This window comes from Pseudomonas sp. NPDC087358 (assembly GCF_044900785.1).
In the GTDB taxonomy this organism is placed as follows: Bacteria; Pseudomonadota; Gammaproteobacteria; order Pseudomonadales; family Pseudomonadaceae; genus Aquipseudomonas.
On the sequence record NZ_JBJDOA010000001.1, the window covers coordinates 33,152 to 59,609 of the forward strand.

Annotated in this window: 26 protein-coding genes; 12 read left to right on the top strand and 14 right to left on the bottom strand. The window is 62.2% G+C overall.

Annotation, left to right across the window (positions count from 1 at the left end):
- The first annotated feature begins 1 nt into the window (after position 1).
- On the top strand, positions 2-925 hold the full coding sequence (locus ACI2KS_RS00150; protein WP_404616386.1) for a DMT family transporter: 924 nt from the start codon (positions 2-4) through the stop codon (positions 923-925).
- A gap of 138 nt (positions 926-1,063) precedes the next feature.
- On the opposite strand, the gene ACI2KS_RS00155 is transcribed toward ACI2KS_RS00150, so the two are convergent.
- On the bottom strand, positions 1,064-1,552 hold the full coding sequence (locus tag ACI2KS_RS00155) for a MarR family winged helix-turn-helix transcriptional regulator (RefSeq protein WP_404616387.1): 489 nt from the start codon (positions 1,550-1,552) through the stop codon (positions 1,064-1,066).
- A 152-nt stretch (positions 1,553-1,704) separates the two neighbouring features.
- On the opposite strand from ACI2KS_RS00155, the gene ACI2KS_RS00160 reads away from it, so the two are divergent.
- Complete coding sequence (locus ACI2KS_RS00160; protein ID WP_404616388.1) at positions 1,705-3,276, top strand: MFS transporter; 1,572 nt, start codon at positions 1,705-1,707, stop codon at positions 3,274-3,276.
- Here ACI2KS_RS00160 and ACI2KS_RS00165 read toward each other — a convergent pair.
- Both ACI2KS_RS00165 and ACI2KS_RS00170 read right to left on the bottom strand, forming a co-directional pair.
- Positions 3,264-3,590: an antibiotic biosynthesis monooxygenase family protein gene (locus ACI2KS_RS00165; RefSeq protein WP_404616389.1), complete on the bottom strand. Its 327-nt coding sequence runs from the start codon at positions 3,588-3,590 to the stop codon at positions 3,264-3,266. The two genes, ACI2KS_RS00160 and ACI2KS_RS00165, sit on opposite strands and share 13 nt — an antisense overlap.
- The gene (locus ACI2KS_RS00170) at positions 3,587-4,306 is read right to left on the bottom strand and encodes a CTP synthase (RefSeq protein WP_404616390.1); all 720 of its coding nucleotides are present in this window, start codon (positions 4,304-4,306) and stop codon (positions 3,587-3,589) included. The genes ACI2KS_RS00165 and ACI2KS_RS00170 overlap by 4 nt, the downstream gene beginning before the upstream one ends.
- A 104-nt stretch (positions 4,307-4,410) precedes the next feature.
- Here ACI2KS_RS00170 and ACI2KS_RS00175 point away from each other — a divergent pair, with 104 nt between their 5' ends.
- On the top strand, positions 4,411-5,277 hold the full coding sequence (locus tag ACI2KS_RS00175) for a LysR family transcriptional regulator (RefSeq protein WP_404616391.1): 867 nt from the start codon (positions 4,411-4,413) through the stop codon (positions 5,275-5,277).
- A gap of 7 nt (positions 5,278-5,284) precedes the next feature.
- Here the strand turns inward: ACI2KS_RS00175 and ACI2KS_RS00180 are convergent, their stop codons facing one another.
- Positions 5,285-6,352 carry a LacI family DNA-binding transcriptional regulator gene (locus ACI2KS_RS00180; protein WP_404616392.1) on the bottom strand — a complete coding sequence of 356 codons (1,068 nt, stop codon included), beginning with the start codon at positions 6,350-6,352 and terminating at the stop codon, positions 5,285-5,287.
- Between the two features lie 187 nt (positions 6,353-6,539).
- On the opposite strand from ACI2KS_RS00180, the gene hisD reads away from it, so the two are divergent.
- Both hisD and ACI2KS_RS00190 read left to right on the top strand, forming a co-directional pair.
- The gene (gene hisD, locus ACI2KS_RS00185) at positions 6,540-7,847 is read left to right on the top strand and encodes a histidinol dehydrogenase (protein WP_404616393.1); all 1,308 of its coding nucleotides are present in this window, start codon (positions 6,540-6,542) and stop codon (positions 7,845-7,847) included.
- Positions 7,848-7,984: 137 nt separating this feature from the next.
- Positions 7,985-9,376: a GntP family permease gene (locus ACI2KS_RS00190; RefSeq protein ID WP_404616394.1), complete on the top strand. Its 1,392-nt coding sequence runs from the start codon at positions 7,985-7,987 to the stop codon at positions 9,374-9,376.
- 75 nt (positions 9,377-9,451) lie between these two features.
- Here ACI2KS_RS00190 and ACI2KS_RS00195 read toward each other — a convergent pair whose 3' ends face one another.
- The 5 genes from ACI2KS_RS00195 to ACI2KS_RS00215 all read right to left on the bottom strand — a co-directional run bounded on the left by ACI2KS_RS00195 (position 9,452) and on the right by ACI2KS_RS00215 (position 14,631).
- Complete coding sequence (locus ACI2KS_RS00195) at positions 9,452-10,378, bottom strand: helix-turn-helix transcriptional regulator (protein WP_404616395.1); 927 nt, start codon at positions 10,376-10,378, stop codon at positions 9,452-9,454.
- Positions 10,379-10,490: 112 nt separating this feature from the next.
- Positions 10,491-11,180, bottom strand: a complete 690-nt coding sequence (locus tag ACI2KS_RS00200) for a fumarylacetoacetate hydrolase family protein (RefSeq protein WP_404616396.1) — start codon at positions 11,178-11,180, stop codon at positions 10,491-10,493.
- A gap of 257 nt (positions 11,181-11,437) precedes the next feature.
- Positions 11,438-12,202 carry an SDR family oxidoreductase gene (locus ACI2KS_RS00205; protein WP_404616397.1) on the bottom strand — a complete coding sequence of 255 codons (765 nt, stop codon included), beginning with the start codon at positions 12,200-12,202 and terminating at the stop codon, positions 11,438-11,440.
- 76 nt (positions 12,203-12,278) lie between these two features.
- On the bottom strand, positions 12,279-13,214 hold the full coding sequence (locus tag ACI2KS_RS00210) for a 2-hydroxyacid dehydrogenase (RefSeq protein ID WP_404616398.1): 936 nt from the start codon (positions 13,212-13,214) through the stop codon (positions 12,279-12,281).
- A 58-nt stretch (positions 13,215-13,272) separates the two neighbouring features.
- Positions 13,273-14,631 (bottom strand): diguanylate cyclase domain-containing protein, encoded by a 1,359-nt coding sequence (locus tag ACI2KS_RS00215; protein ID WP_404617217.1) that lies wholly within the window; start codon positions 14,629-14,631, stop codon positions 13,273-13,275.
- 300 nt (positions 14,632-14,931) lie between these two features.
- On the opposite strand from ACI2KS_RS00215, the gene ACI2KS_RS00220 reads away from it, so the two are divergent.
- Complete coding sequence (locus ACI2KS_RS00220) at positions 14,932-16,059, top strand: glycerophosphodiester phosphodiesterase (RefSeq protein WP_404617219.1); 1,128 nt, start codon at positions 14,932-14,934, stop codon at positions 16,057-16,059.
- A 123-nt stretch (positions 16,060-16,182) separates the two neighbouring features.
- On the opposite strand, the gene pyrF is transcribed toward ACI2KS_RS00220, so the two are convergent.
- Entirely contained in the window at positions 16,183-16,881 is a 699-nt protein-coding gene (gene pyrF / locus ACI2KS_RS00225) for an orotidine-5'-phosphate decarboxylase (protein WP_404616399.1), read from the bottom strand.
- Positions 16,882-17,222: 341 nt separating this feature from the next.
- Here pyrF and eat point away from each other — a divergent pair, with 341 nt between their 5' ends.
- The gene (gene eat, locus ACI2KS_RS00230; protein WP_404616400.1) at positions 17,223-18,587 is read left to right on the top strand and encodes an ethanolamine permease; all 1,365 of its coding nucleotides are present in this window, start codon (positions 17,223-17,225) and stop codon (positions 18,585-18,587) included.
- A 206-nt stretch (positions 18,588-18,793) separates the two neighbouring features.
- Positions 18,794-18,961 carry a DUF2897 family protein gene (locus tag ACI2KS_RS00235; RefSeq protein WP_093469957.1) on the top strand — a complete coding sequence of 56 codons (168 nt, stop codon included), beginning with the start codon at positions 18,794-18,796 and terminating at the stop codon, positions 18,959-18,961.
- Positions 18,962-19,008: 47 nt separating this feature from the next.
- On the opposite strand, the gene ACI2KS_RS00240 is transcribed toward ACI2KS_RS00235, so the two are convergent.
- Together ACI2KS_RS00240 and ACI2KS_RS00245 are read right to left on the bottom strand one after the other, a co-directional pair.
- Positions 19,009-19,833 (bottom strand): substrate-binding periplasmic protein, encoded by an 825-nt coding sequence (locus ACI2KS_RS00240; protein WP_404616401.1) that lies wholly within the window; start codon positions 19,831-19,833, stop codon positions 19,009-19,011.
- Between the two features lie 97 nt (positions 19,834-19,930).
- Positions 19,931-20,530 (bottom strand): TetR/AcrR family transcriptional regulator, encoded by a 600-nt coding sequence (locus ACI2KS_RS00245; RefSeq protein WP_404617221.1) that lies wholly within the window; start codon positions 20,528-20,530, stop codon positions 19,931-19,933.
- Positions 20,531-20,815: 285 nt separating this feature from the next.
- On the opposite strand from ACI2KS_RS00245, the gene ACI2KS_RS00250 reads away from it, so the two are divergent.
- Complete coding sequence (locus tag ACI2KS_RS00250; protein WP_404616402.1) at positions 20,816-21,358, top strand: exonuclease domain-containing protein; 543 nt, start codon at positions 20,816-20,818, stop codon at positions 21,356-21,358.
- Between the two features lie 89 nt (positions 21,359-21,447).
- Positions 21,448-21,735 carry a pyrimidine/purine nucleoside phosphorylase gene (locus ACI2KS_RS00255; protein ID WP_404616403.1) on the top strand — a complete coding sequence of 96 codons (288 nt, stop codon included), beginning with the start codon at positions 21,448-21,450 and terminating at the stop codon, positions 21,733-21,735.
- A gap of 130 nt (positions 21,736-21,865) precedes the next feature.
- Here the strand turns inward: ACI2KS_RS00255 and ACI2KS_RS00260 are convergent, their stop codons facing one another.
- A complete protein-coding gene (locus ACI2KS_RS00260; protein WP_404616404.1) occupies positions 21,866-23,644 on the bottom strand; it encodes an ABC transporter transmembrane domain-containing protein in 1,779 nt (592 codons plus the stop codon).
- Positions 23,645-23,945: 301 nt separating this feature from the next.
- On the opposite strand from ACI2KS_RS00260, the gene ACI2KS_RS00265 reads away from it, so the two are divergent.
- Both ACI2KS_RS00265 and ACI2KS_RS00270 read left to right on the top strand, forming a co-directional pair.
- The gene (locus ACI2KS_RS00265; RefSeq protein ID WP_404616405.1) at positions 23,946-24,122 is read left to right on the top strand and encodes a PA1571 family protein; all 177 of its coding nucleotides are present in this window, start codon (positions 23,946-23,948) and stop codon (positions 24,120-24,122) included.
- 166 nt (positions 24,123-24,288) lie between these two features.
- Positions 24,289-25,269 (top strand): zeta toxin family protein, encoded by a 981-nt coding sequence (locus tag ACI2KS_RS00270; protein WP_404616406.1) that lies wholly within the window; start codon positions 24,289-24,291, stop codon positions 25,267-25,269.
- Between the two features lies 1 nt (position 25,270).
- Here ACI2KS_RS00270 and pdxB read toward each other — a convergent pair whose 3' ends face one another.
- Positions 25,271-26,419 (bottom strand): 4-phosphoerythronate dehydrogenase PdxB, encoded by a 1,149-nt coding sequence (gene pdxB, locus ACI2KS_RS00275; protein WP_404616407.1) that lies wholly within the window; start codon positions 26,417-26,419, stop codon positions 25,271-25,273.
- Positions 26,420-26,458: the final 39 nt, after the last annotated feature.

Here is a 26,458-nt window from a genome sequence, read left to right on the forward strand (position 1 = left end):
CATGAAAAACATCGCCTACTTTGCCTTCGCCCTGCTGGGGCTGATCTGGGGCACCAACTTCATGTTCATGAAGTGGGCGGTGGAGTGGATTTCCCCGGCGCAGATTGTCCTGCTGCGCTCATTCTTCGGCTTCCTGCCGATCCTGGTGTACGCGCTGGCAACCCGGGCGCTGAGCTGGCGCCACGTTCGCCACATCCACCATTTTCTGGTCATGGCACTGCTCGCCACCGCGGTCTACTACTACCTCTACGCCCAGGGCACCACCTTGTTGCTGTCCAGCGTGGCCGGGCTGCTGAGCGGGGTCATTCCGCTGTTTACCTTCGGTTGCGCGTTTTTGTTCCTGCGTGAAGAGAAACTCAACGCGCGGATGACCGCCGGCGTGGTGCTGGGCTTTGTCGGTGTGTTGCTCATCGCCCGCCCGTGGGCCACTGGCGATGCGGCGATTTCTGCGCAAGGGGTGATGTACATGATGCTCGGCTCGCTCAGCATCGGCTGCTCGTTCGTCTATGCCAGGCGTTTCCTGACCGGCCTGAACATCTCGGCGGTGGCGCTGTGCACCTACCAGATCGGCCTGGCGCTGTTGATCCTGCTGGCAGTCACCGACCGCACTGGCATGCAACACATCACCCAAAGCCCGAAAGCCATGCTCGGTGTGTCTCTGGGACTGGGTCTGTCGGGCACCGGCGTGGCGTACATCCTGTACTACTTCATCGTCGAGCGACTGGGCGCGGTGGTCGCGGCTTCGGCGACCTATATCCCGCCGGTGATCGCGCTGCTGATCGGCATTTTCGTCGCCGGCGAGCCGGTGCACGCCCTGGATGTGCTGGCGATCGCAGCGATTCTCGGCGGCGTGTTCGTATTGCAGAGCGGTCGACGGGTGGCCGCCCGGCAAGTGGCGGCGAAGGGCGCGGCTGGCGCCGACTGATGCACGACTCACGGGTATCAGACGCTCCTCCCCCGGTCGCCTATGCCCTGTAGCAGTCCGGTTTGCCGGCGCCGACATGTTGCAGATCGCTACCGCCGCAAGCCGGACTGCTACCGGTGTTCAACCTGGGCTCGCGGATCAGACGCCATCAATGCCCTCATACTCCCCCGCCGCCACGTCGATCAGCGCCTTGCGTAACTCAAGGCAGCGCTCACTGCCATAGCTGTCCTCGAAACTGGCCTGGGCCTGCTGCCACAGCGGTTGCGTCTCCAGCAATTTGTCCATGCCGGCCTGCGTCAGGCTCACCAGACGGCTGCGTTTGTCGGCCGGATCGACCCGCACCGATACCCAGCCTTCGCGCTCAAGCGGCTTGAGATTTTGCGCCAGCGCCGAACGGTCGATCAGCAGCGTCGCCGCCAGCTCTGACATGCTGGACACCTGGCTGCGGGCAATCTGCATCAGGATCGAACGTTGCGTGGAACGCAGCCCGGCGGGCGCCAGCAACGCGTCGTAGAGCAGGGTGATACGCCGCGTGGCCTTGCGCAGATGAGTGGCATGACAGACCACCTGCGGCGGGATGTGCAGGCCCTGCGGTATCGTCACCCTGGCTGTTTGTGTGTCGCTCATATCCCCTCCTGCGAGGACGCTGCGCTCGGTTCAAACCCGAGGCCAGCGGTCCATTGATCAAATAAGTCTTGACCAATGCTGGCATATCCCCGCAAATTGAAATAGGAGCATATACCTCTAATTTATTTCGCGCACCTCTTCGAGACCCGGACATGACCACCGAACACGCATCCCCAGCCGACGGCCTGCAGCGATTCCTGATCCTGCTGTGCGTGTCGATTCCCTCGTTCATGATCAATCTGGACTCCAATATCGTCGCGGTCTCGCTGTCTTCGATCGCGCATTCGCTGCATGCCGATTTTGCCGATATCGAATGGGTGATCAGCGCCTACACGCTGACCTTCGCATCTTGCGTCATGCCGGCCGGAGCGCTGGCTGACCGCTACGGGCGCAAACGCATGCTGGTCATCGGTCTGGCGCTGTTCACTGCCGCCTCGCTGATGTGCGGCGCGGCGGGCAGCGTCGGACTGCTCAACAGCGCCCGGGCGCTGCAAGGGGTGGGCGCTGCGATTCTGTTGAGTTCGGCGCTGGCGACTTTGTCCCACACGTTCCGTGGCGCGCATCGGGCGCGGGCGTTTGCCTTCTGGGGATCGGTGATCGGCATCGCCACCTCGCTGGGCCCGGTGGTGGGCGGGTTCATCACTGAGCATTTCGGCTGGCAATGGGTGTTCTACATCAACGTGCCCATTGGCGCCGCGATGATCGCGCTGACGCTGTATGCGGTGCAGGAATCGAGCGATCCCCATGCGCGCAAGGTCGACGTACCGGGTTCGCTGACCTTCTCCAGCAGCCTGTTCCTGGTCACTCTGGCGCTGATCACCGGCAACCACGAAGGCTGGAGCAGCCCGCGCATCCTCACGGAGTTCGCCTGCTCGGCTGTGCTGTTGGGCCTGTTTCTGCTGGTCGAATCCAGGCAACAACGACCGATGCTGGACCTGAGTTTCTTCCGCCGTGCGACTTACATCGGCGCCAACATCGCGGGCCTGGCGTATGCCGCCGCCTTGCTGACGATGTTCACCTATTTGCCGATCTACTTTCAGAGCGGCCTTGGCCTGAGCCCGCAAAAAGCCGGACTGCTGATGCTGCCCATTGCCGTGCCGCTGTTCATCGTGCCGCGCATCGTCGCCAGCTACCTGACCCATCGCTTCAGCGGCCGCGCCTTACTGACCTTCGGCCTTGCGACCATTGGCCTGGGCCTGCTGTGGCTGAGCGCACATGCGTTGCGCCTGGACTACAACTCGATGGTTGCCGGCCTGCTGATCGCGGGCATTGGCGCGGGCATCCTCAACGGCGAAACCGCCAAGGTCAGCATGTCGGTGATCCCGCCAGAGCGTGCCGGCATGGCCTCGGGCATCTCTGGGACGGTGCGCTTCAGCGGCATTGTGGTGGGGTTCGCGGCGCTGGGGGCGATTCTGTTTTATCGGGTTGCGGCCACCCTCGGCGCTGGTTTACCGGCCGACTCCACGATAGACCCGCTGGCGCTGACCCGCAGAATTGCGGCGGGCGACCTGTCCGGCGGCGGGCAAGGGCTGGCCAGCGGCGTCGATGTCCAGGCTCTGGCACTGCACAGTTTTGCCAGCGGCTTTCAGGCGATTCTGTTGGTAGGCGCAGGCGTTGCCCTGCTCGCCTCCTTGCTGGTGTGGCTGCTGGTGCGCAGCGTCGATACCGCGCCGACGCCGCGCCACAGCAAGCCCCTCAGCGCGCCAACACCTCAGGCGCAATAACGGTAGTCACGCTCGACCCTGCTGACCCGCGTCGTGCAGTGGCGGTACCAGGTCGAGCGGCCGCGCTGGCGTATCGTCCGGTGCTCGGGATGTTCTTTCCAGGCCAGGATCGCCGCTTCACTGGCCCAGTACGACACCGTGATGCCCAGGCCGTCGTCTCCCCGGGCAGACTCCACACCGAGAAAGCCCGGTTGCTCGGCCACCAGTTCGAGCATGCGCTTTGCAGCCTTCTGGTAACCGTCTGCGTCCTGCGCGGTGCGCGTCGAGGTGAACACCACGGCGTAGTACGGGACAGCGAAAGTAGCGGCCATCATCGTGAAGACTCCGCTTGCTGCGCACAGGCCTCAATGAAAGCCTTGACCAAGGGCGGTGTGCGGCCCTCCAGCGCGGCGCGTTCGGGCTGGAACAGCGTGGCGACGAAGAACCGATGGCCGCTCAGCTCCATGGCCCGGACTTCATCGTCCTGATCGTAGCCACACGCCTTCAGCGGCCCGGCGAATATCTGGGCCTGCAATTCCTTGCGCAACCCATACCGGCAACGATAACGCTCCTGGGTCTCCAGCGCCCCGTAAGCCTGGGCAATACGCGATCCGGGCAGTAGACGAATCGGCGCGAAGGCTTCCACCAACGAGCAACTCAGCGCGGTGATGATCGCCCGCGGCGCATCCGGTGCGGTTTCGCCATGTTCGGCATCCGCCCAGCCCAAGTGATTTCGTGCGTACTCCAGCACCGCGTGCTGATAGCCGCCGCACGTCCCCAGGAAAGCGACGCCGCGCTCACGGGCAAAGCGGATCGCTGTCAGCGCGCCATCCATATCCCGATAAGGGCTGGCCGGGACACACCAGATGCCATCGAAGGCTTGCAAGCACGCCCCGTTGCCGACCTTCGTGGTGGCCAGCCACTGCAACTCAACGTTGATCCCGGTCTCACTGGCCACCCGATCGACTGCCACGGGTATCGCCTGATGCGCCGGCACGTCCGGGTCATAATCGCCGACCAATGCCACGCGGATTGCCTGTGTGTGCTTCATGCCTGCTCCCTGATATCAAAACGCTTTGCGATAGGTCCGGTGCCGACTATAAACTTGTCGTCGCGCAATCAGAATTGGCGTTATCGCAAGAGATCAATGCAGCCATGCAATACCGAATCAATCATTCCGACCTCGCACTGATCATCGCGCTGGTACGCGGCAAAAGCCTGCCGCGTGCGGCTGAACTGCTCAAGGTCGACGTCTCCACGGTATTTCGCGCGGTGCGACGGCTGGAAGCTTCGGTCGGCACCGCGCTGTTTGACAAGAGTCGTAGCGGCTATCAGCCAACCAGCGCCGCCCTGGCCCTTGCGCAGCAGGCCGAGAGCGCCGAACAGGCCCTGGCGCTGGCGCAGATCAGTCTGGAACAGGGCCAACAGATTGTCAGCGGCACGGTGCGCCTGACCTGCACCGAGGCGGTGCTACAGAATCTCTTGCTGCCCGCGCTGACGCGCTTCATGCCTGACTATCCGGGGCTGAAGCTGGAACTCAACACCTCCAGCGCTTTCGCCAACCTCAGCCGTCGCGACGCCGACATCGCCCTGCGCCTGACCAACAGCCCGCCTGAGCATCTGGTAGGCACGCGCTTGGGTACGGTGTCCTATCGGCTATGCGCCAGCGAGAGTTATCTGCACCGTCGCCAGCATCTGCCGCTTGAAAGCATGGAGTGGATCGCGCCGGACGATTTCTTGCCCGACCACCCCACCGTCATCTGGCGCCGGCAACAGTGGCCCGGGGTCAACCTTGCGTATCGCTGCAGCTCGATGCTGGCGGTGGCACAACTGGTGCGGGCCGGGATGGGCGTGGCGGCTTTGCCGGATTTCATGCTGCAGGAGGGTGAGTTGCAGCACCTGAGCGAACCGCTGCAGGGCTACGACACGGCCTTGTGGCTGCTGACCCGGCCTGATTGCCGGGCATTGCGCTCGGTGTCGGCGCTGTTCAGCGAGCTGACGCGCGCCATCAGGCTGACCTGAAGCCAGGTCAGCTCGGTCGCCACAACCGCTCGCCGTTGACTTCGACAACACCGCTGGCCGGCTCCCTTGCGGTCCGGCGCACGATCATCTTGCCTGGCAACACTTCCTGAATCGCCGAGATCCCGGGGTCTGCCAGTTGCGCGCAGATGATGTTCACCGCGCGGCCGATCATCTCGGCCAGCGGTTGCTCGAAGGTGGTCAGGCCGAAGATCGGCCACTGCCCTTGCGGCAAGTCGTCGAAGCCGACGATCGAGACGTCCCTGCCCGGTTGCATGCCGCGCTCATGACAAGCGTTGATCGCCGCCAGCGCCATCAGATCGTTGGCGCAGAAGATTGCGTCCGGGGGCAGATCCAGGTCGAGCAAGCGACGGGTCGCCGCGATCGCCCCATCAAAGGTGTAATCGCCGACCTCGCGCAGCGGCAGCGGCCGGCCCTGCTCTTGCAGATAGCCGGTGAAGCCTGCCTCGCGGTCGCGGTTGGTGGATGAGCTCTGTTTACCGGCGACGAACGCCAGGCGCTGATGACCGCCGGCCAGCAAAAAGCGCGCAATGGTGCGGCTACCGGTGAGGTTGTCGCTGGTCACGCTGGAAACCGAGGTGCTGTCATTGGTGCGGTTGAACAGCACCACCGGCAGGCCAATGGTCCGGCATTCTTCGGCGAAGCGCGATGACAGGCTGGCAGAGACCAGCACCAGACCGTCGATCTGGTAGCGCAGGATTTCTTCGAGCACCGGATCGGAATCTTCGTTGTTGGCCATGGAGAACAGCAGGATGCGATAGCCCAATTGCTCGAAGGCCGCCGACAGCGACTCCAGCACCCGCGCATAGAACGGGTTGGCCATGCCCGGAATGGCCACGCCGATCAGACTGGAGCGACGGGTGATCAACGAGCGGGCCAGCAGATTGGGCCGGTAGCCGAGACTGGCCGCCGCCTCCTCGACCTTGCGCCGGGTATCGGGGGAGACGCTGGCGCCCTTGGTGAACGTGCGCGACACCGCCGACTGGGAAACCCCCGCCAGCCTGGCCACATCATGGGCCGTCACCGGACGCCGCCCTCGCTCCGTGATCTCTGACATATCGCCGTGCCTTGAAAAAGAAAATGATCATACCTGCCAATCGCTTAAGCGACATCCGCCGCATGTAATTCGTCTCTGGCGCCCTGGTGGGGCTTTGCAATCGGCAAATCATGGATTAACATCGGCGCCATTGCATACGTATGCAAACCTCCACAACCCAATAAGAACAACCTCGCAGGAGAACACCGTGGCTAAGTGGCTCAAACAAGGCGCCGAAGCAGAAGTCATCAAAAGCGCTGCCCGTGAAGTACGTGACACCGTCGAAAACCTGTTGGCCGACATCGAGGCGCGCGGCGATACCGCGGTTCGTGAGCTGGCCATCCGTTTCGACAAAATGGACCGCGATGACTACCGCCTCAGCGATGCTGAAATCCAGGCGTGCATGAATCAGCTCAGCGACCGCGACCTCAAGGACATCGAGTTCGCCCAGACCCAGGTGCGCAACTTCGCCCAGCATCAGCGCAACTCCATGGTCGACGTGGAAGTCGAGACCCTGCCAGGGGTGATTCTTGGCCACAAACACATTCCGGTGAACGCCGCAGGTTGCTACGTGCCCGGCGGCAAATACCCGCTGCTGGCATCGGCGCACATGTCGGTGATCACCGCCAAGGTCGCCGGTGTACCGCGCATCATCACCTGCGCCCCGCCGTTCCATGGCAAGCCGGCCCCGGCCATCGTCGCCGCGCAGCACATGGCCGGTGCCAACGAGATCTACTGCCTGGGCGGCATTCAGGCGATCGGCGCCATGGCCCTGGGCACCAAGTCCATCGCTCAGGTGGACATGCTGGTCGGTCCGGGCAACGCCTTCGTCGCTGAAGCCAAGCGCCAGTTGTTCGGCCGCGTGGGCATCGACCTGTTCGCCGGCCCCACCGAAACCCTGGTGATCGCCGATGACAGCGTCGACGGTGAACTGTGCGCCACCGACCTGCTGGGTCAGGCCGAGCACGGCCCGGATTCACCGGCGATCCTGCTGACCACTTCCGAGAAGCTGGCCCGCGACACCCTGGCCGAGATCGAGCGCCTGCTGCAGATCCTGCCGACCGCCGATATCGCCCGTCGCGCCTGGGAAAGCTTCGGCGAGGTCATCGTTGCCGAGGACGAGCAGGAAATGCTCGAGATCGCCAACGAACTGGCGTTCGAACACGTGCAGGTGATGACCCGTGACCCGGACTTCTTCCTCGACAACATGCGCAATTTCGGCGCGCTGTTCCTGGGTCCGCGGACCAACGTCTCGTTCGGCGACAAGGTGATTGGCACTAATCACACCCTGCCGACCAAAAAAGCGGCGCGTTACACCGGCGGTTTGTGGGTCGGCAAGTTCATCAAGACCTGCACCTACCAGAAGGTCACCACCGACGAAGCCTCGTCGATGATCGGCGAATACTGCTCGCGCCTGTGTGCGCTGGAAGGCTTCGCCGGGCATGGCGAACAGGCCAACATCCGTGTGCGCCGCTATGGCCACAAGGACGTGCCTTACGCCGGTGCCGCCCAGTAAGCAGCAGTTCTTTGCGGGACAGGGCATGCGGCAACAGCGCGCGCCCGATAATAAAAACAATCAACCGACTGCGAGCTGACTGTCGCGCCCGATGAGGCGTGACGGCTGCTCGCAGCGCCGCTCCGAAGGATTTCCTCATGAGTGTTGTCATCGCCGTGCTGGCGCTGTGCGTTCTGATGCTGGCTGCGTACCGAGGCTACAGCGTTATCATCTTCGCCCCGCTGGCCGCCCTGGGCGCGGTGCTGCTGACCGACCCGACCGCTGTGGCTCCGGTGTTCAGCGACCTGTTCATGGACAAAATGGTCGGCTTCATCAAACTCTACTTTCCGGTGTTCCTGCTCGGTGCCGTGTTCGGCAAGCTGATCGAGCTGTCGGGCTTTTCCCGCTCCATCGTCAAATCGGTCATCGGCCTGCTGGGGAGCAGTCAGGTGATTCTGGTGATCGTGCTGGTCTGCGCGCTGCTGACCTACGGCGGCGTTTCGTTGTTCGTGGTGGTGTTCGCGGTGTACCCGTTCGCCGCGGAGATGTTCCGCCAGGGCAATATCCCCAAGCGCCTGATGCCGGCCACCATCGCCTTGGGCGCGTTCACTTTCACCATGGACGCCATGCCGGGTACTCCGCAGATCCAGAACATCATTCCCACCACCTTCTTCGGCACCAATTCCTGGGCCGCGCCGTGGCTGGGTTTGCTGGGCTCATTGTTCGTACTGACCTGCGGCATGGTCTATCTGGAGTATCAACGGCGCAAGGCGGCGCGAGCCGGTGAAGGCTACGGCACCCAGCTGCGCAACGAGCCGGAGACCCCGGAGCAGATCGCGCTGCCCAACCCCCTGATCGCGTTGCTGCCGCTGGTGCTGGTGGGCGTGATGAACCTGTTGTTCACCAAATGGATTCCCGGCTGGTACGGCGCCTCGTACGGCATTCACCTGCCGGGCCTGAAGATGCCGATTCAGACCGACGTCGCCAAGCTGACGGCGATCTGGGCGGTACAGGCGGCGCTATTGGTTGGCATCATCACGGTGCTGGTGTTCTCCTTCCGCACCGTGGCCAGCAAGTTGGCCGATGGCAGCAAGACAGCGGTGGGCGGCGCAATGCTGGCAACCTTGAATACCGCATCCGAATATGGTTTTGGTGCGGTGATCGCTGCGTTGCCGGGTTTTCTGGTGGTCGTTGATGGCCTCAAGGCGATTCCCAACCCGCTGATCAATCAGGCGATCACCATCAACATCCTGGCGGGGATAACCGGCTCGTCTTCGGGCGGCATGAGCATCGCCCTGGCGGCGATGTCCGAGACCTTCATCTCGGCGGCCAACGCCGCGCATATCCCCATGGAAGTGATGCACCGGGTGGCCTCGATGGCCGCCGGCGGCATGGACACACTGCCGCACAACGGCGCGGTGATTACCTTGCTGGCGGTCACCGGCCTGACTCACCGTGAGGCCTACAAGGACATCTTCGGCATGACCATCTTCAAGGTGCTGGCGGCGTTTTTCGTGATCGGGGTGTACTACACGACGGGGCTGGTGTGAGTTATTCGCCCCTGTAGCAGCACGGCTTGCCGGCGGTGGCCATTTCACCGACGCCACCGCCGGCAAGCCGTACGGCTACAGAGGCGGTATCAGCGAGTTCACGGCGCGGGACTGGCGCCTGAATTGACCCGGCGGCACGCCGTGGGCCTTGCTGAAACGCCGGGAGAAATAAGCCTCATCGGCGAATCCACAGACTTGGGCGATGTGACTCAGCGGCTTGTTGCCGTTCATCAAGTGCGTGCGCGCAAGGCGCATGCGTCGTTCGACAACCAGCTCGGAAAACGTGCTGCCGGTTTCCTTGCGCAGCAGGTGGGTCAGGTAGTTGGGCGACAGGAACGCTGCGGCGGCCGCATCGGTCAGGGTCAGGCCCGGATCGGCAATGTGCTCGCGGATGTAACCCATCACCCGGCCCATGGCATCGCGTCGCCCTCGCCGCTCGGCCTTGTTCGCTGACAACGCCAGCAACTGCGGTTCGAATCGATTGCACACGGTGCCGATCAATTGCAGCAGGTAGCCGCGCAGGATCGAGCCCGAGCCTAGGTGGCGGGCCTGATCCGCCGCACGCATCTGCGTCAACAGCATCGACACCTCGGCGAACTCGGCATCATCGAGGGTGAAGTCCAGGTGCTCCTGGAACCGGAACGGCGCCAGCTCCGGCGCCTCGGCCAGCGACACATCCTCAAGGTCCATCGGATCGCACTGCAAACGCGGCAGGACAAACTCCTGGGAGAAATTGATCAGCACGAAACTGCCGTCCTCAGGGTGCGCAATCACGTGCAGGCGATGGGGCAGGATGAACGCCAGGGTGTTGCGCGGGAACGGCCGGATCGCCCCGCCGATGTGCTGCACGGTGTCGCCGCCCAGGTTGATCTGGATCTGGAAGTATTCGTGGCGATGGGGCGAAGTCAGTGCCGGGCGTGCCGATTTGTCACGGATGTAGAAATCCATGCGGTCGCTGCGCTGCTGCATGCCATAGGTGTGGATACGGGGGACGTTGGCCATCGGATGAAGCCTGAAAAAGTCTGCAAGCTACAAGTTTCAGGCTGCAAGCCGAAGGCCGCAAGTCAAAAGCCACTTTGCGCGGGCTTTCAACTGGCGGCTGGTGGCGTGTGGCTCAACCGATGGTCACCGTCAGCTCAGCGATGCCTTCGATGCCGGCAGTGACCACATCACCGCGTCGCAGCGCGCCAACGCCTGCGGGGGTGCCGGTATAGATCAGGTCGCCAGCTTTGACGCCGACCGACTGCGACAGGTAGGCAATCACGTCCCTGACCGCCCAGATCTGGTCAGCCAGATCGCCACGCTGGCGGGTCTGGCCGTTGACGTCGAGCCAGATGGAGCCGCTGTCCGGGTGCCCGATCTGGCTCGCCGGCAACAGCGCGGTAGCCGGCGCGGACGCATCGAACGCCTTGGCCCATTCCCAGGGACGCCCCATTTTCTTGGCTTGCGCCTGCAAGTCGCGGCGCGTCAGGTCCAGGCCCACCCCATAGCCCCAGACATGACTCAGCGCGTCTTCGGGGCTGATGTCCACGCCGTCCTTGCCAATGGCCACCACCAGTTCGATCTCGTGATGCAGGTCTTCGGTCAGCGGCGGGTAAGCGATCTGCCCCTCTGCGGGAACCACGGCATCGGCCGGCTTCATGAAGAAGAACGGCGGCTCGCGATCAGGATCGTGGCCCATCTCACGGGCGTGATCGGAGTAGTTGCGACCGACGCAGAATACGCGGCGGATGGGGAAACGGCTGGAGGTACCCGCCACTGCCAGCGATGGCGTGGCGACCGGTGCTATGACGAATTCGCTCATGGTCCTGTCCTCTGATGAAGGGTGATCGACATGGGCACAGTGTGCGCGAATCGCTGTCGACAGAATTGGACAGAACCGGTCAGCTATTGGACGAAACAACGATCGTCAGCGAACCGCGGCTGGCCATGCTCTGTAGCAGTCCGGCTTGCCCGCAGCGGCGCCCTGACAATCGCCACCGGCTTCGCCCCGGATCGCAAGCAAGCTTGCTCCTGCAGCCTGCGGCCAGCATCAGGAGCAAAGCGCGCCCGATCGATCAATCAACCACGCCCGACAAACGGCATGCTGCTGGCCATCACGGTCATGTTCAGCACGTTGGCCGACAGCGGCAGGCTGGCCATGTAGCTGACGGCATCCGCCACATGCTGCACGTCCATCGTCGGTTCCACCTGCAACTGGCCGCTGGGCTGCAGCACGCCCTTGGTCATGCGGTCGGTCATTTCGGTCAGGGCGTTGCCGATGTCGATCTGACCGCAGGCGATGTTGTACTGCCGACCATCCAGCGAGGTGCTTTTGGTCAGGCCCAGCACCGCGTGCTTGCTGGAGGTGTAGGGCGAACTGAACAGCCGTGGGGTGTGTGCCGAAATCGAGCCGTTGTTAATGATCCTTCCGCCCTGGGGCACCTGCCGACGCATCAGCCCGAACGCTGCCCGCACGCACAGGAACATACCGGTCACGTTGGTATCGATGACGTTCTTCCACTGCTCGACCGACAACTCATCCATCGGCACCGCGGGCGCGCCGATGCCTGCGTTGTTGAACGAGACGTCAAGACGGCCATAGGTGCTCTCGATCTGCACAAACAGCGCCTCGACGCTGGCGGCATCGCGGACATCGGTAGACACCGCAAGCGCCTGCTGACCGGCCGCTTGCGCCTGTTCGGCCAGTGCCTGCAGCGGTTCCAGGCGACGTCCGGCCAGCACCACGGCATAGCCATCCTTGAGCAATTGCAAGGCGACGGCGCGACCAATGCCACTGCCGGCGCCGGTGACCAGCGCGACTTTCAGGGTGGACGATGAAGACATGTGGGGGGTTCCTTTTTTGTTAGAGGTCGTCAGTTGACATGGCGATCATCCATGTAGGTTCGGGACTGGGTGACGGTTAACCATAAACCGGCGTCAACACCGGCAGACCTGCATAGAACGCCGTCAGGTTGTCGGCGACCTTCTGCACCGTGTCCCGTGATGCTTCTGGCGACAGACCGGCCAGATGCGGCGTCAATACCACGTTGTTCAGGCTTTTCAGGGCGTCGGGCACCTGCGGCTCGTCGTCGAACACATCCAGCGCCGCGCCTGCCAGACGCTCATGCTGCAAGGCGTCGATCAGCGCGTCGGTGTCCACCACACTGGCCCTTGCGATGTTGACCAGATAGCCGCTGGCTCCCAGTGCGTGGAGGGCGGCCTTGTCGATCAGATGCCGGGTGCCGCTGCCACCGGGCGTCGCCACGATCAGGAAGTCGGACTCGGCGGCCAGCGCCAGCGGCGTCGCGCAATAATGAAAATCCACATCCGCACGGGGCGAACGGCTGTGGTAGTTGATCGCCATGTCGAAGCCCAGCGCCCGCTTGGCGATCGCCATGCCCACCGCCCCCAACCCGAGAATGCCGATGCGTTTGTTGGCGAAGGAAGGACACGTGACCTTGCGCCACTCACCGCGGCGCACCGAAGCATGGGCCTGGGGAATATCGCGCACCATCGACAGCAGCAGCGCCATCGCGTGATCGGCCACTGTCGGCGCGTTGACCCCGGCGCCATTGGTCACGGTGATCCCCCGCGCCTGCGCAGCCGGCAGATCCACGCGCTCGTAACCGGCGCCAATCACGCAGATGATGCCCAGCTTCGGCAGCGCCGCCATTTCTTCGGCAGTGAAACCCAACGGGCCGCGCGTCAGCACCGCATCGATCTCCGCCCCGCCTGTCGCCACCGCTTGCGCCCGCATGGCCGGTGTCGGCGCCAGAATCAGACGAAACCCGCCCTCCTCCAGAATCGGCAGGTACTTGTTCACGCTTTCGACCAACACTAGCACCGTCTTCGTCATCGTCATTGCGCCCCGGATAAATTCGATGGGCAGACAGTAGCGCGAGTTAGAGCGGTTTTCACCCCTGAAAACGATTTCCCCCACGCTTCTTGGCGCTGTACATCGCTTCGTCGGCGTGGCGGAACAGGTGTGACAGGTCGGTGGCGTTTTCAGGGTAGTTGGCGATGCCGATGCTCGGCAGGATCTGCCAGTCCTGGCCTCTGAGGACCATGGGCACGTTCAGGGTCTTGCAGATTTTTTCGGCGACCCTGGCCGAGTCTTCGACGTGATTGATCCGGTCAAGCAGAATCACGAACTCATCGCCACCGATGCGAGCCACGGTGTCGGTTTCGCGCACGCACTGTTTCAAACGATGGGCGACTTCCTGTAACAGCAGATCCCCCGCGGCGTGGCCCAGGCTGTCGTTGACCAGCTTGAACTTGTCCAGGTCAAGGTAAAGCAGCGCCAGGCGCCCCTTGCTTTTTTTCGCCCGTTCAAGGGACTGCAACAGTCGCTCCTGCAGCAGCATGCGGTTGGGCAACTGGGTCAATTGATCGTACTGGGCCATGCTTTTGAGACGATCGTAGAGTTGCTTGCGCTCGATGGCGGCAGCGACTTGGGTGGAGACGAACTGCAGCAGCTCCCGGTCCCGATGATCGAAGGGCGGACACGCCGCATCGCTCTTGACCAACAACGCACCGATGATGCCGTGCTGGGTTTCCAGCGGCGTCGCCAGCCAGGACAAGCCGTCGCTGCCCAACATGAGCCTGAGATACTCGGGAGCGGCGTCAACGGCGTCCTGCTGTTGATTCGAAGCCGCCAGCAGCATGGTGCGGCCGCTGCCGACGACTTCCGTCGCCAGGGCGTCGGCCATGGGCTGTTGCAGCGTGGGGTCCAGCTCGTCGACGTGGTAAGGGAAGTTCAACAGGCCGCTGTATTTGTCGCGCAGGCCCACGAAAAAATTCTTCGCCGGCAACAGCTCGCCGATGATGCCGTGGATTTCCTTGAACAAGGCCGGCAGATCACTGGCCACATGGGCCGCTTCCGAGATGCTGAACAACGCCGTGCGCATCGATTCGGAACGTTTGCGCTCGGTGATGTCCCGAGCCACGGCGATGCGCAGGCTGTCCACCTGCGACCAGCGCGCCGACCACATGATGTGCACGATGCGGCCGTCCTTGCGCACGTAGCGGTTTTCGAAACCCAGGTTGGGCTGTCCGGCCATGATGTCGCTGGCCGCAGCCAGCGTGCGCTCACGGTCATCAGGGTGCACCAGCTCGATCATCCTGCGGCCAATCAGCTCCTGGGCCGTGTAGCCAAAGATCCGCTCGCAGGCTGCGCTGACAAAAACGTAGCGGCCTTCCACGTCAACGACACAGATGGCGTCCAGCAACATGTCGACGAAGCCTACCAACGCCGCGTAAGTGTTTGTTTCCATACTCAAAAAAGACGCCTGTAGAAAGAAACGTTTACCCACCCGACCCTCAAGCGTCATGAAAACCCGCGAAACTGCAGGCCATAGTGCCCAAACCTGTGACGTGCGGCCATCCATCGATTGAACAGCCCCTCATAACGACGTTTTTTTTCCAGCTGCGACAGACCGGTTGCCGGCACCGGATGTGGGTGTTTATGGTCTGACCGCTGCGCCGGGACAGACCGTTGCGGCAAACAGCTGACGCGCAGCGGTTATTTTTTACCGCCTCATGAATCAATCATGCACATAAGGAATGTCATCACCATGCTCAAAGGAATTTCCAGAACGTTGGGTAGCGCCGCGCTGGCCGGCGTCATGCTGTCATCGGGATTCGCCTCGGCCGCCAACGAGCCGGGCAAGGCGCTTGCAGCGAAGATCGGCGTGCCCTGGCCTGCTGTCATCGCCCACCGTGGCGCCTCGTTCGACGCACCGGAAGAGACCATACCGTCCTATACCCTGGCCCGCGAGCTGGGTGCCGACTACCTGGAAATGGACATTCAGCGGACCAGGGACGGTGTACTCATCGCCTTGCATGACGACACCCTGGAACGCACCAGCAACGTCGCCGAGGTCTACCCCAGCCGCGTCAAAGACCCCCTGAGCAGTTTCACCCTGGCAGAAATCAAGGCACTGGACGCAGGCTCCTGGTTCAACAAGACTCATCCGGATCGTGCCCGTGCCAGCTACAAAGGGTTGAAGATCCTGACGCTGGATGAAGTCATCGACATCGCCGAAGGCGGCAAGAACAAGCCGGGGCTGTACATCGAGACCAAGGTGCCGTCGCAGTTCCCGGGTATCGAAGAGGATCTGCAGAAGAAGCTGCAACAGCGCGGTTGGCTCAGTCAGCGCCCTGCGGCCGAAAAAGGACACGTGAACGTGGCGCACATGCCAGGGCGCGTGGTGCTGCAGACCTTTGAGAAGCCAAGCCTTGAGCTGCTGCAAAAATACATGCCCGATACGCCCAAGGTGTTGCTGTTGTGGTTGGGTGACGGTTCGATCGCAGCGGCGTCGGACACCACGTTCAAGGACTCCGGCGCCAAGGACAAGGCCAGCTTTTATGCCAGCCAGAAGGTCAAGTCCAAGGAAGAGTTCGCCGCCTGGATAGATTGGGCCAAGGCCCATGGTGCGGTCGGTACCGGCCCCGCTTCAGCCTTGAAGAACGGTGGCGAGCAAAGCTACATGGACCTGGTGCAGCCGTGGATGAACAAGATGGCCCACGATCGCGGCATGATCGTTCACCCGTACACGGTGGATGATGCAGTGGATTTCAAGGCAATCAGCGGGCACGGGGTGGACGGGTTCTTCACCAACCGGGCTTCGGAGCTGCTGAAGTTCTACGGCCGGCCATCGAGCGAGAGCATGGATTCGATCTTGAAGCGGATCGGCTACTAGGATCGACGCACACCTTGTAGGAGTGAGCTTGCTCGCGTCATTTTGTCAGGCGATAAATATGCCTCGGACAAACAGCATCGCGAGCAAGCTCACTCCTGCACAGGGTTTTCACCGTCTCAGGGTTTACGCAAGCTCGGCAACCACCGCGGCCAGGGCTTTGGCCGGGTCAGCCGCCTGGCTGATCGGGCGGCCGATGACCAGGTAATCGGAGCCGGCGTCCAGCGCCTGACGCGGGGTCAGGATGCGCCGCTGGTCGTCCTGCGCGCTGCCGGCCGGACGGATGCCCGGGGTCACCAGCTGCAACGACGGATGCGCGGCCTTCAGCGCCTGGGCTTCCAGTGCCGAACATACCAGCCCGTCCATACCGGCTTTCTCGGCCAGTGCGGCCAGACGCAGCACTTGCTCCTGGGGTTCGATATCCAGGCCGATGCCTGCCAGGTCCTCGCGCTCCATGCTGGTCAGCACGGTCACACCGATGAGCAATGGCTTGGTACCGCTGCGCTGATCCAGCACGTCACGGCAGGCCGCCATCATCCGCAGGCCACCGGAACAATGCACATTGACCATCCACACGCCCATCTCGGCAGCAGCCTTGACCGCCATCGCCGTGGTATTGGGAATGTCGTGGAATTTGAGGTCCAGGAAGACTTCGAAGCCCTTGTCGTTCAAGGTTTCGACGATGCCCGAGGCGCTGCTGGTGAACAACTCCTTGCCCACCTTGACCCGGCAGAGCCTGGGGTCCAGCTGATCGGCCAGTTTCAACGCGGCTTCGCGGGTCGGGAAATCCAGGGCGACGATGATAGGGGTCTGGCAGGCGGACATGAGCGGGTTCTCTGGCAAGTCAAATCGGCGCGCATTGTAGCTGAACATCCCGCAGGGCGGGACCCGGTGATCGGCAAACTGTGCATAAACGCCTTGTGGCGCAGGCTGTGCCGGTAGCGATCTCAAAGGCGCCACCGCGAGCAAGCAGGACCGCTATATAGGCGCTCACCGCACCCACAGCATGCGATGCGCACAGCGATCGCGCACGATCCCCGCTCATTCTCCGAACAAGCATTCTGTACACGACCACTTTACGAACATTACGACATATCCGCCGCCCACTGGCACGACCACTGCACAGCGCTCTGTCCCGATGATCCAATCAATCCAGGGAGTGACGCATGAATACGCAACTCAAGCCCACGCTGGGCACGCTGCATTTATGGGGGATCGCTGTCGGTCTGGTGATTTCCGGCGAATATTTCGGCTGGAGTTACGGCTGGGGCGTGGCCGGGACGCTGGGCTTTCTGGTGACATCGCTGATGGTGGCGGCCATGTACACCTGCTTCATCTTCAGCTTCACCGAGCTGACCACCGCCATCCCGCATGCCGGCGGCCCCTTCGCCTACAGCCGCCGGGCGTTTGGTGAAAAAGGCGGTTTGATCGCAGGCCTGGCCACGCTGATCGAATTCGTCTTCGCGCCCCCCGCCATCGCCCTGGCCATCGGTGCATACCTGAATGTGCAGTTTCCGGCCCTTGACCCCAAACACGCAGCCGTCGGGGCTTATATCGTGTTCATGACCCTGAACATCCTCGGGGTGAAGCTGGCCGCGACGTTCGAGTTGGTGGTCTGTGTGCTGGCGGTGCTGGAGCTGTTGGTGTTCATGGGCGTGGTTGCGCCGGCGTTCAGCTTCAGTAATTTTGCACTCAACGGCTGGGCCGGTTCCGACAGCTTCGGGGCGCCGGCGGTTGCCGGGATGTTCGCCGCGATTCCGTTCGCGATCTGGTTCTTCCTGGCCATCGAAGGCGCGGCCATGGCGGCCGAAGAGGCCAAGGACCCCAAACGCACCATTCCCAAGGCTTACATCAGCGGCATCATCACGCTGGTATTGCTGGCGATGGGGGTGATGTTCTTCGCCGGCGGCGTGGGCGACTGGAAAGCCCTGTCGAACATCAACGATCCGCTGCCCCAGGCCATGAAAGCGGTGGTCGGCGAAAGCTCCGGCTGGCTGCACATGCTGGTATGGATCGGCCTGTTCGGCCTGGTGGCCAGCTTTCATGGCATCATCCTGGGTTATTCGCGGCAGTTCTTCGCCTTGGCCCGAGCCGGTTATCTGCCCGCCTCACTGGCAAAACTGTCACGCTTCCAGACCCCGCATCGGGCGATCATCGCCGGTGGCCTGATCGGTATCGCGGCGATCTACAGCGACGGCCTGATCAATCTCAGTGGCATGACCCTGACGGCGGCGATGATCACCATGGCGGTGTTCGGCGCCATCGTCATGTACATCATGAGCATGTTGAGCCTGTTCAAGCTGCGCAAGACCGAACCGCTGCTGGAGCGGACCTTCCGTGCGCCCGGTTATCCGATCGTGCCGGGCATCGCCCTGGTCCTGGCGGTGGTCTGCCTGATCGCCATGGCCTGGTTCAATGCCTTGATCGGCCTGATCTTCCTGGCCTTCATGGCGGTGGGCTTCATCTACTTCGCCCTGACCGGGCATGCGCGCCTGGCGGCGCCGGCTGACTCGATGCTGACCGGGGTTTGAAACGCATGCATGCCCTGTAGCAGCGCAGCTTGCCGGCGGTGACACCCGGCAGATTGCCAACGCCGGCGAGCCGCACTGCTACAGACACCATGAAAGCCAGCAGCGAAGGGTCAATCAACGATCCCTCACCCAGCCGGCATCTCCTACAATGGAACCACTGAGCGGCGCCGCTGCTCAAACCGGTATCACAATAAGGAGAGAGCCTCATGCCCTGGTATGCCTGGTTGATTCTGGTAGTTGCAATTGGCTCGATCGTCGGTGGTCTGCTGATGCTCAAGGATTCAGCGAAAAAACTGCCCCTGACCGAAGAACAGCTCAAGCGCGTCCATGAGCGCAACGCTGAAATGGACGCCAAGGAAGCGCGGGACCGTTGATGTCACCGGGCGGTGGAAAACACCATCGCCCGCCTTATCCCTTTCACTCAATCCCGACCGTCATCCAGCGCAATCGCGTGGTGACTGGCCTGCGGCGTCACCGCGATACGAAAAGGCTGGAAGATCCTGAACATCTGCCCGTTCTCTCGCAGTTGCCTGAGCAGTTCGCCGAATTGCTCAGCGCTGATCGGCGCGCCCGGGCGCAGCAGCGCAAAGTGACGATAGACCTGATCGACCCGTTCGGAGACCAGAAACTGATCGGCATCCCTGGGGTTGGCGGCCATGAACGTACTCAGGTAGGAGCGCGTGACCAGCGCGATGTCCGCCCGGTCGCGCAGCACCATCAGCAGGTTGCTGTCGTGGGAGTAAGTCAGCGTGGCGTTGTAATTGCGGGTGAGAAAGCCGGGGTCGGCGTTGAATCTGGCGAACGCGTAGTGATACCCGCTGAACAACGCCAGACGCTTGCCGTGAAGATCATCGAAGTAGTCCTGGTTGCGACCCTGAACCCGATGAGTGACGAAAACCTCGGCATCTTCCAGGCCCATGTCGACATCCTCGTGGGCAATGTCCTTCCAGCCCCAGGCGGGGTTCTCGAAGATGGCCATGTCAAAACGCGCCTGCTGGAAATCGCGGAAGCGACGCGGGATCGAAGTGGGCACCATTTCAAAACGGTAGTCGCTTTGCATGGCATTGAGCGCGCTGATCATCTGCGGCAGCAGACCCGTGTCTTCGCCGCGCTCAGGGCGAATGGTGTACGGCGGAAAGTGCGCCGCGCCAATTCGCACGACCTGCAGCGCGCTCGCGCTACCGGCCCACAGCAGGGTCATTGCCAACAGCAGCGTTCTAAAAGCCATACGCACCGGCGTAGACATCAACACAAAGCACCTCTGGCGAATCGGAGTACGGGTAAGCTATGCGTTTGCACACCATTAGACAACGGTCAAACCAAGCAAAAAACCGGCTTTAACCTCAGCCGCTGTTCTTGAGCAGCAAAACCAGGGCTTGGTCGGCCAGCTGATCCAGGGTCATGCTGCCGTCGGCGCGGAACCAGGTCGTGGTCCAGGACAACGCGCCGGTGAGCAAGCGTCGGGTGACGAATACATCGCCCTCCAGCAGCCCGCAGTCCTTGGCTTCTGTAAGAACTTGCAGCCAAAGCTGCTCGTAGGCCTCGCGCAGGACGAGAATCTTCGTCTGCCCTTGCGCTGATAACGAACGCCACTCGTAGATCATTACCGCCATCGCCTCGCCGGTACCGCCCATGATCGACTGCAGCTCACAGGTGATCAGCGCCAGTACGCGCTGGCGCACGTCGCGGGTCTGCGCCAGTGCTGCACGCATCAGCTCGGTGTTATAGATGGCGGTCTGTTCCATCACCGAGCAGAGGATTTCGTCTTTGCTGCGAAAGTGGTGGAAGATGCTGCCGGACTGAATCCCCACCGCCGCTGCCAGATCGCGCACCGTGGTGCGTTCGTAGCCTTTGTGGCGGAACAGGTGGGCGGCGACTTGCAGCAGCTTGCCGCGGGCACTGTGCGGATCGGTCATCAAGCCGCGGCTGATCAGTTCGCCCATGACCGTCGAGCTATTGGGTTCGTCCACAGCGCGCTCCCTGAAACCCCTGAAAAATTTGCTTACAAACGCGATGGGCTGCGCGGCAATTTATGCCGAGCGCGCCAACCAAGCAAGCGCTTGGGGCAACATTCGAACCCCTGATGCAATAAATTTCTGCCCGACGGCAAACCATCGTCGGGCCTGCGAGTCCCACCCATGTGTCGCGGGCAATTGCCGGGTTGGACGCAATGGACTGAATATGGCTAGGCTCCATGACGGTGCCACGGTTTGAAACTGGAGTTCGATATGCCCCATTGGTTGGTGATAGATCTGGAGGCCACCACCGACGAGGGCGGATGGCCAGTGGCAGAAATGGAGATCATTGAGATTGGCGCCTGCGTGGTCAATTCCGACGGCCGTGAAATCGATCACTTCGAACGCCTGGTGCGCCCGGCGCGCAGACCGCTGCTGACGCCCTTCTGCCGGGAGCTGACGCACATTCAACAGGCTCAGATCGATAGCGCCTTGGCACTGACCACGATCTGGCCGCAGTTCGAGCGCTGGCTCAGCCACCATCGCACGCGTCTGGTGGGCTGGGTGAGCTGGGGCGACTACGACCGGCAGCAATTTGAAGTGCAGTGGCAGCAACACCAGTTGACCAGCGCACTGCAAACCCTGGCACACATCAACCTCAAGCAGCGCTTCGCCCAGGCCCGGCAACTGCAAAAACCCTGTGGGCTCAACACCGCCCTGCAGCTGGCGGGGATGCATTTCAGTGGGCAGCAACATCGGGCGCTGACCGATGCGCGCAACACCGCGCGGTTGCTTCCGCTGGTGATTCCTGCCTGAACATGACGCATTTATCAAAGCGGATGACGGCCTTTTGTACGTTGGGCATACTGTCCGACCTTTTTCAGCCCTTTCCCAGGAGATCAGCCATGTTCAAGGTCAACGAGTATTTCGACGGTACCGTCAAATCCATCGCCTTCCAGCAAGCCGAAGGCGCGGCCACCATCGGCGTCATGGCCCCAGGAACTTACAACTTCGGTACGGCTGATCGCGAAGTCATGCACGTGGTCTATGGTTCGCTGCAGGTCAAGCTGCCAAACAGCGAGACATGGGAAGCTTTCAAGGCGGGTAATCAGTTTCGCGTCCCGGCCGACAGCAAGTTCGAGGTAAAGGTAGAGGTAGAGACCGCTTATCTGTGCGAATACCGCAAGGACTGATCGGAAAAACGGCGCCTACGGGCGCCGTTTTCATGTCTTCAAGCTCCAGGTTTTAGCCGCAGGGCCTGGCGACGGTGGCGCCCATCGGGTCGCTGGCGCCGACAAACCCGACTGCTACAGTTGGCTCGCATTACCCCGCCTGCTCCTCCCCGACATTGAACTGCAAGGCTGCCAATCTGGCGTACAGCGGATTGCTGGCAACCAGTTGCCGATGGGTCCCCACCGCCACCAACCGGCCTTGATCCATCACTGCAATGCGATCGGCGTTCTGGACCGTTGCCAGCCGATGAGCGATCACCAGCGTGGTACGCCCCTGCATGAGGGTCGGCAATGCCTGCTGGATCAGATGTTCACTCTGCGCATCCAGCGCACTGGTGGCTTCGTCGAGTAACAGAATCGGTGCATCGGCCAGCAGTGCCCGGGCAATCGCCAGACGCTGGCGCTGGCCGCCGGACAGACCCAGCCCGCCATCGCCCAGATGCGTCTGATAGCCCTGAGGCAGAAGCTCGATGAACTCATGGGCATGGGCAATGCGTGCCGCCGCCTGCACTTGCTCCATGCTGGCCGAGGGATTGCCATAGCGGATGTTGTCCTCGACGCTGCCGAAAAACAGCGCAGGGGTTTGCGCAACCCAGGCGAAACAGCGCCGCAGGTCCAGCGGATCGAGTCGTTCCACTGGCAGCCCTTCGACCAGAATCCGTCCCTGCTGCGGATCATAGAAACGCAGCAGCAAATCAAACAGCGTCGACTTGCCGGCGCCCGACGGGCCCACCAGCGCCAGCGTTTCGCCGGGCTCGATGGTCAAGGTCAGATCCTCGACAGCGTTACGCTCAGGCCGCGATGGGTAGGCAAAGCTCAGGTTTTCCAGCGCCAGCCGGCCGCTGATCCGCGCCGGCAGGGTCAACAGATCGCTGCTCGGCGGGGTGATTTCGCTGCGCGCCTGCAACAGTTCGGTGATGCGCTCGGCCGCGCCGGCAGCCCGCTGCAGCTCGCCAATCACCTCACTGAGGGTGCCGAACGCGCTGCCGACGATCAGGCTGTAGAAGACGAACGCGGCCAGCTCGCCACCTGAAATACGCCCGGCAATGACATCCATGCCGCCGACCCAGAGCATCACCGCTACTGCCCCCAGCACCAGCACAATCACCAGAGTAATCAACCAGGAGCGCTGCAGAATCCGCTTGCGCGCCGTCTCGAATGCACTTTCGGCGGTCTGCGAAAAGCGCTGGCGATCCTGCTCCTGATGGTTATAGGCCTGCACCGTCTTGATCTGGCCCAGCGCTTCAGAGACATAGCTGCCGACATCCGCCACCCGATCCTGGCTTTCCCGCGACAGACTGCGCACCCGGCGTCCGAAGATCAGGATCGGCGCGACCACCAGCGGCAACGCCACCACTACAATGCTGGTCAGTTTGGGATTGGTGAAAAACAGCAGGATCACCCCGCCAATGACCATCAGCGCATTGCGCAGGAACATCGACAGCGACGATCCGATCACCGATTGCAGCAAGGTGGTGTCGGCGGTCAGGCGTGACTGGATTTCCGAGCTGCGATTGTTCTCGTAGAAACCCGGATGCAGGCTGACCAGATGATCGAACACCTGTTTGCGCAGATCGGCCACGACCCGCTCGCCGATCCACGACACCAGGTAGAACCGCGCAAAGGTTCCTATCGCCAACGCTATGATCAGCGCCATGAACAGGGCAATGGTTTCATTGAGCAGGGTCGGCGAACGGGTCATGAAACCCTGATCGACCATCAGCCGGATGCCCTGGCCCATGGACAAGGTGATCGCCGCCGTGACGATCAACGCCAGCAGCGCGCCGATGGCCTGTTTGCGATAAGGCGCGATCATCCGCAGCGCCAGACGGAGGGCATGGCGCTGACGCCCGGAAAACACTGAAGCCATGAAATACACCTGTTGGCTGACTCAAGCGCAGAGCCTACACCGGCGCTTGCATGCACGCTCGTCGTCTTTTGCTGAACTCAGAGGCCATTGGCCAGTCAGTTCATGGGTATCCACGCGGCAGGTGAACGCGCGTTATGACAGTCAGCAGGGACGATTAGAGTGGATCGGTCTAACAGGCAGCTGGCGACATTGCTCGTGATCTGTTGGACTGAATCAACGCTGGAGGCGTACAGGAATGTCACGGTGCGTTCATCCGGCGTGGATAAACTCAGAACGCACACCCTGATGAGAGGAGACAGGCATGAGCTTGCAAAACAGCAGCAATCAAGAACCCGTCGTCCGGCCCCAACCCGAGTTTCAACTGGGCGGTGCCATTCTCGATAAACACGGGAAGGAAATCCTGATTACTGAAGAGATGGTTCAGGCCGCATGTCAGGAATGCGACAAGTACTGGGTCAAACCCGAACAACAAGACTGATGAGCAGACTCACTTGAAACCCGGCACTCGATGCCGGGTTTTTTATGCGCGCAGCATTCACATCCTGCAACACACGCAACGCCAGCCGCCGTTGTGCATCCACCCCAGCTGCGATTACGTCCCTGGCTCTCACCCGTCAAATGACGCAATCCAGGGAAGACTCGTTATGTCCGCTACACACTACGCTTATACGCCCAGGGAACTGGACGCCGTCTATAGCCAACTGGAAGCCTCCCTGTTCAGGGTCAGGCAAGACATCGGCGAGGATGGCATGCCGGCGCCGAAAATCCTGGTGGTCGCCGGGGTCCAGGGCTCGGGCAAGACCTACATGCTCAATCACACGCTGTTGAAGGATCCGCGCTACGCCAACTACGTGCGTCTGTACGACGAACACTTGCGCCAATTGCACCCGCGTTACGCCGAGTTCGCCGACCAGGACGTGACCAGCCGCTACAAACACACCGAGACCTTCATCTGGGAGCTGTGCAGCCGCATCTTTACCCACGCGCACCAGAACAAGTTCAACATCGTCATGGAGACGGCGCTGGACACCAAGGCGTTCGCCAGCGTCATCTCGGGTCAGGAGCTGGCCGATTACCAGTTCGACGTGCGCCTGATCGGCTGCAAGAAAGACTTCGTCCATCTGTCGACCATCGACCGCGCACTCAATGCGCTGGAAGCCGGGACCCTGGAGCGTTTCGTCGACATCGCCACCATCGAGACCAGCATCGACAACGCCGAGGCGATTCTCAACGCGTTCGAGGCCGCTTGCATGCGGGTCAGCGGATCGACCATCAGCATGTATGAACGAGGATTTGGCGAACTGCGCAATCGCCGGAAACTGTGCAGCAGTCGCTGCGAGCGGATCGACACACTCACCCCGCACGTCTTCACCGATGAAACCGGCGCGGCGATCACCGTGCAGGAACAGACCCATCGCATCGAGCGCAGCGAGCAATCGCCCGTGCCGTGCACCTTCGCCAGTTTCATCGCGCTGACGCAGGCCCCTGTCAGCGCTGCGCGGGACCGTGAGCAAGCCTGGCAGCAAGCCTACGGCGCCCTGGCCCGCATGCGGCGATTCTGGAAAGAAGTCCCGCCGCGTCTGCCTGATACCTTGTGGAGTTACATCAAGAAGTACACCGAGTGACTCAATCGCCGACCGATACCGCGCCCAGCGCCTGAATAATCTGCTGCAAAGGCGCCGACTGGCCATTGATGCTCACGCGCAGGCCTTCGATTTCCCGGCGTGGCGGGTAATGCTTGCGCAGGGCATCGAAGGCCAGTCGCTGGCTCGACGAGTCGCCCACCAGACTGCGACGAAAATCCGCGTCATCACGACGCGGATCGTAGACACCCCGGCACAGCATGTTCAGCGCCCAGGCCGGGTCGGTCGCAGCGTCCAGTGCAACCTGGGCCAGCCATGGCTTTGGCAACAGGTCTTCAAGGGCAATAGTCGCTGGCTGATCAAGAAATGCACACAACGCCTGATAGATCTGTGCCGTGCCGCGCTGGCGGCCGTCCAGGCTGTAGCCGGCGATGTGTGGGGTACCGATCACGCACAGCTCGGCCAGTTCGACGTCCACCAGCGGCTCTTTTTCCCAGACATCCAGCACCGCCTGCAAATCCTCGCGTTCGAGCAGGACCTCACGCAGGGCGGTGTTATCCACCACCGGTCCGCGGGCTGCGTTGATCAGCCAGGCGCCGTGCCTGAGCTGCTGCAGACGCGCGCGATCCAGCAGGTGCCAGGTCGCCAGCTCGCCGCTCTTGCTCAAGGGGGTGTGCAGGCTGATGACGTCGCAGCGGGCGATGATCTCATCGAGGCTGACGTAATCACCGCCTTCTGCAGACTGTCGTGGCGGATCGCAGACCAGTACATTCCAGCCCAGGCCACGCAACACGCTGATCAGCCGACCACCTACCTGCCCCGCCCCGACCACGCCGTAGGTGCGTTGGGTGAGGTCGGCGCCTTCGATTTCAGCCAGCGTCAACAGGCTGCCGAGCACGTAATCGACAACGCCCCGAGCATTGCAGCCAGGGGCGCTGGACCACTGGATGCCCGCCTCGTTGAAGTAGTCCAGGTCCAGATGATCGGTGCCGATGGTGCAGGTGCCGACGAAACGCACCGGGCTGCCTTCGAGCAGCTGGCGATTGACCTGGGTCACCGAGCGCACCAGCAGAATGTCGGCATCGGCCACGGCGGCGCGGTCCAGAGTGCGTCCCGGATAACGCCGGATGTCGCCAAAGCCGGCAAAGAAGGCGTCGAGCAGTGGAATGTTTTCGTCAGCAACTATGCGCATGATGGGCTCCCTGAAGTCGCGGCAGTGTAGAGCCTGCCG

What these genes read in the sequence shown, in the direction of transcription:
- ACI2KS_RS00180 (WP_404616392.1), bottom strand. Translation starts at nt 6,352, where the DNA reads ATGTCAGAGATCACGGAGCGAGGGCGGCGTCCGGTGACGGCCCATGAT.
- ACI2KS_RS00210 (WP_404616398.1), bottom strand. Translation starts at nt 13,214, where the DNA reads ATGACGAAGACGGTGCTAGTGTTGGTCGAAAGCGTGAACAAGTACCTG.
- ACI2KS_RS00265 (WP_404616405.1), top strand. Translation starts at nt 23,946, where the DNA reads ATGAGCTTGCAAAACAGCAGCAATCAAGAACCCGTCGTCCGGCCCCAA.
- ACI2KS_RS00260 (WP_404616404.1), bottom strand. Translation starts at nt 23,644, where the DNA reads ATGGCTTCAGTGTTTTCCGGGCGTCAGCGCCATGCCCTCCGTCTGGCG.
- ACI2KS_RS00175 (WP_404616391.1), top strand. Translation starts at nt 4,411, where the DNA reads ATGCAATACCGAATCAATCATTCCGACCTCGCACTGATCATCGCGCTG.
- ACI2KS_RS00220 (WP_404617219.1), top strand. Translation starts at nt 14,932, where the DNA reads ATGCTCAAAGGAATTTCCAGAACGTTGGGTAGCGCCGCGCTGGCCGGC.
- ACI2KS_RS00270 (WP_404616406.1), top strand. Translation starts at nt 24,289, where the DNA reads ATGTCCGCTACACACTACGCTTATACGCCCAGGGAACTGGACGCCGTC.
- pyrF (WP_404616399.1), bottom strand. Translation starts at nt 16,881, where the DNA reads ATGTCCGCCTGCCAGACCCCTATCATCGTCGCCCTGGATTTCCCGACC.
- eat (WP_404616400.1), top strand. Translation starts at nt 17,223, where the DNA reads ATGAATACGCAACTCAAGCCCACGCTGGGCACGCTGCATTTATGGGGG.
- ACI2KS_RS00235 (WP_093469957.1), top strand. Translation starts at nt 18,794, where the DNA reads ATGCCCTGGTATGCCTGGTTGATTCTGGTAGTTGCAATTGGCTCGATC.
- ACI2KS_RS00245 (WP_404617221.1), bottom strand. Translation starts at nt 20,530, where the DNA reads ATGGGCGAACTGATCAGCCGCGGCTTGATGACCGATCCGCACAGTGCC.
- ACI2KS_RS00195 (WP_404616395.1), bottom strand. Translation starts at nt 10,378, where the DNA reads ATGGCCAACGTCCCCCGTATCCACACCTATGGCATGCAGCAGCGCAGC.
- ACI2KS_RS00255 (WP_404616403.1), top strand. Translation starts at nt 21,448, where the DNA reads ATGTTCAAGGTCAACGAGTATTTCGACGGTACCGTCAAATCCATCGCC.
- ACI2KS_RS00205 (WP_404616397.1), bottom strand. Translation starts at nt 12,202, where the DNA reads ATGTCTTCATCGTCCACCCTGAAAGTCGCGCTGGTCACCGGCGCCGGC.
- ACI2KS_RS00240 (WP_404616401.1), bottom strand. Translation starts at nt 19,833, where the DNA reads ATGTCTACGCCGGTGCGTATGGCTTTTAGAACGCTGCTGTTGGCAATG.
- ACI2KS_RS00150 (WP_404616386.1), top strand. Translation starts at nt 2, where the DNA reads ATGAAAAACATCGCCTACTTTGCCTTCGCCCTGCTGGGGCTGATCTGG.
- ACI2KS_RS00155 (WP_404616387.1), bottom strand. Translation starts at nt 1,552, where the DNA reads ATGAGCGACACACAAACAGCCAGGGTGACGATACCGCAGGGCCTGCAC.
- ACI2KS_RS00190 (WP_404616394.1), top strand. Translation starts at nt 7,985, where the DNA reads ATGAGTGTTGTCATCGCCGTGCTGGCGCTGTGCGTTCTGATGCTGGCT.
- ACI2KS_RS00215 (WP_404617217.1), bottom strand. Translation starts at nt 14,631, where the DNA reads ATGGAAACAAACACTTACGCGGCGTTGGTAGGCTTCGTCGACATGTTG.
- ACI2KS_RS00200 (WP_404616396.1), bottom strand. Translation starts at nt 11,180, where the DNA reads ATGAGCGAATTCGTCATAGCACCGGTCGCCACGCCATCGCTGGCAGTG.
- pdxB (WP_404616407.1), bottom strand. Translation starts at nt 26,419, where the DNA reads ATGCGCATAGTTGCTGACGAAAACATTCCACTGCTCGACGCCTTCTTT.
- ACI2KS_RS00160 (WP_404616388.1), top strand. Translation starts at nt 1,705, where the DNA reads ATGACCACCGAACACGCATCCCCAGCCGACGGCCTGCAGCGATTCCTG.
- ACI2KS_RS00165 (WP_404616389.1), bottom strand. Translation starts at nt 3,590, where the DNA reads ATGATGGCCGCTACTTTCGCTGTCCCGTACTACGCCGTGGTGTTCACC.
- ACI2KS_RS00250 (WP_404616402.1), top strand. Translation starts at nt 20,816, where the DNA reads ATGCCCCATTGGTTGGTGATAGATCTGGAGGCCACCACCGACGAGGGC.
- ACI2KS_RS00170 (WP_404616390.1), bottom strand. Translation starts at nt 4,306, where the DNA reads ATGAAGCACACACAGGCAATCCGCGTGGCATTGGTCGGCGATTATGAC.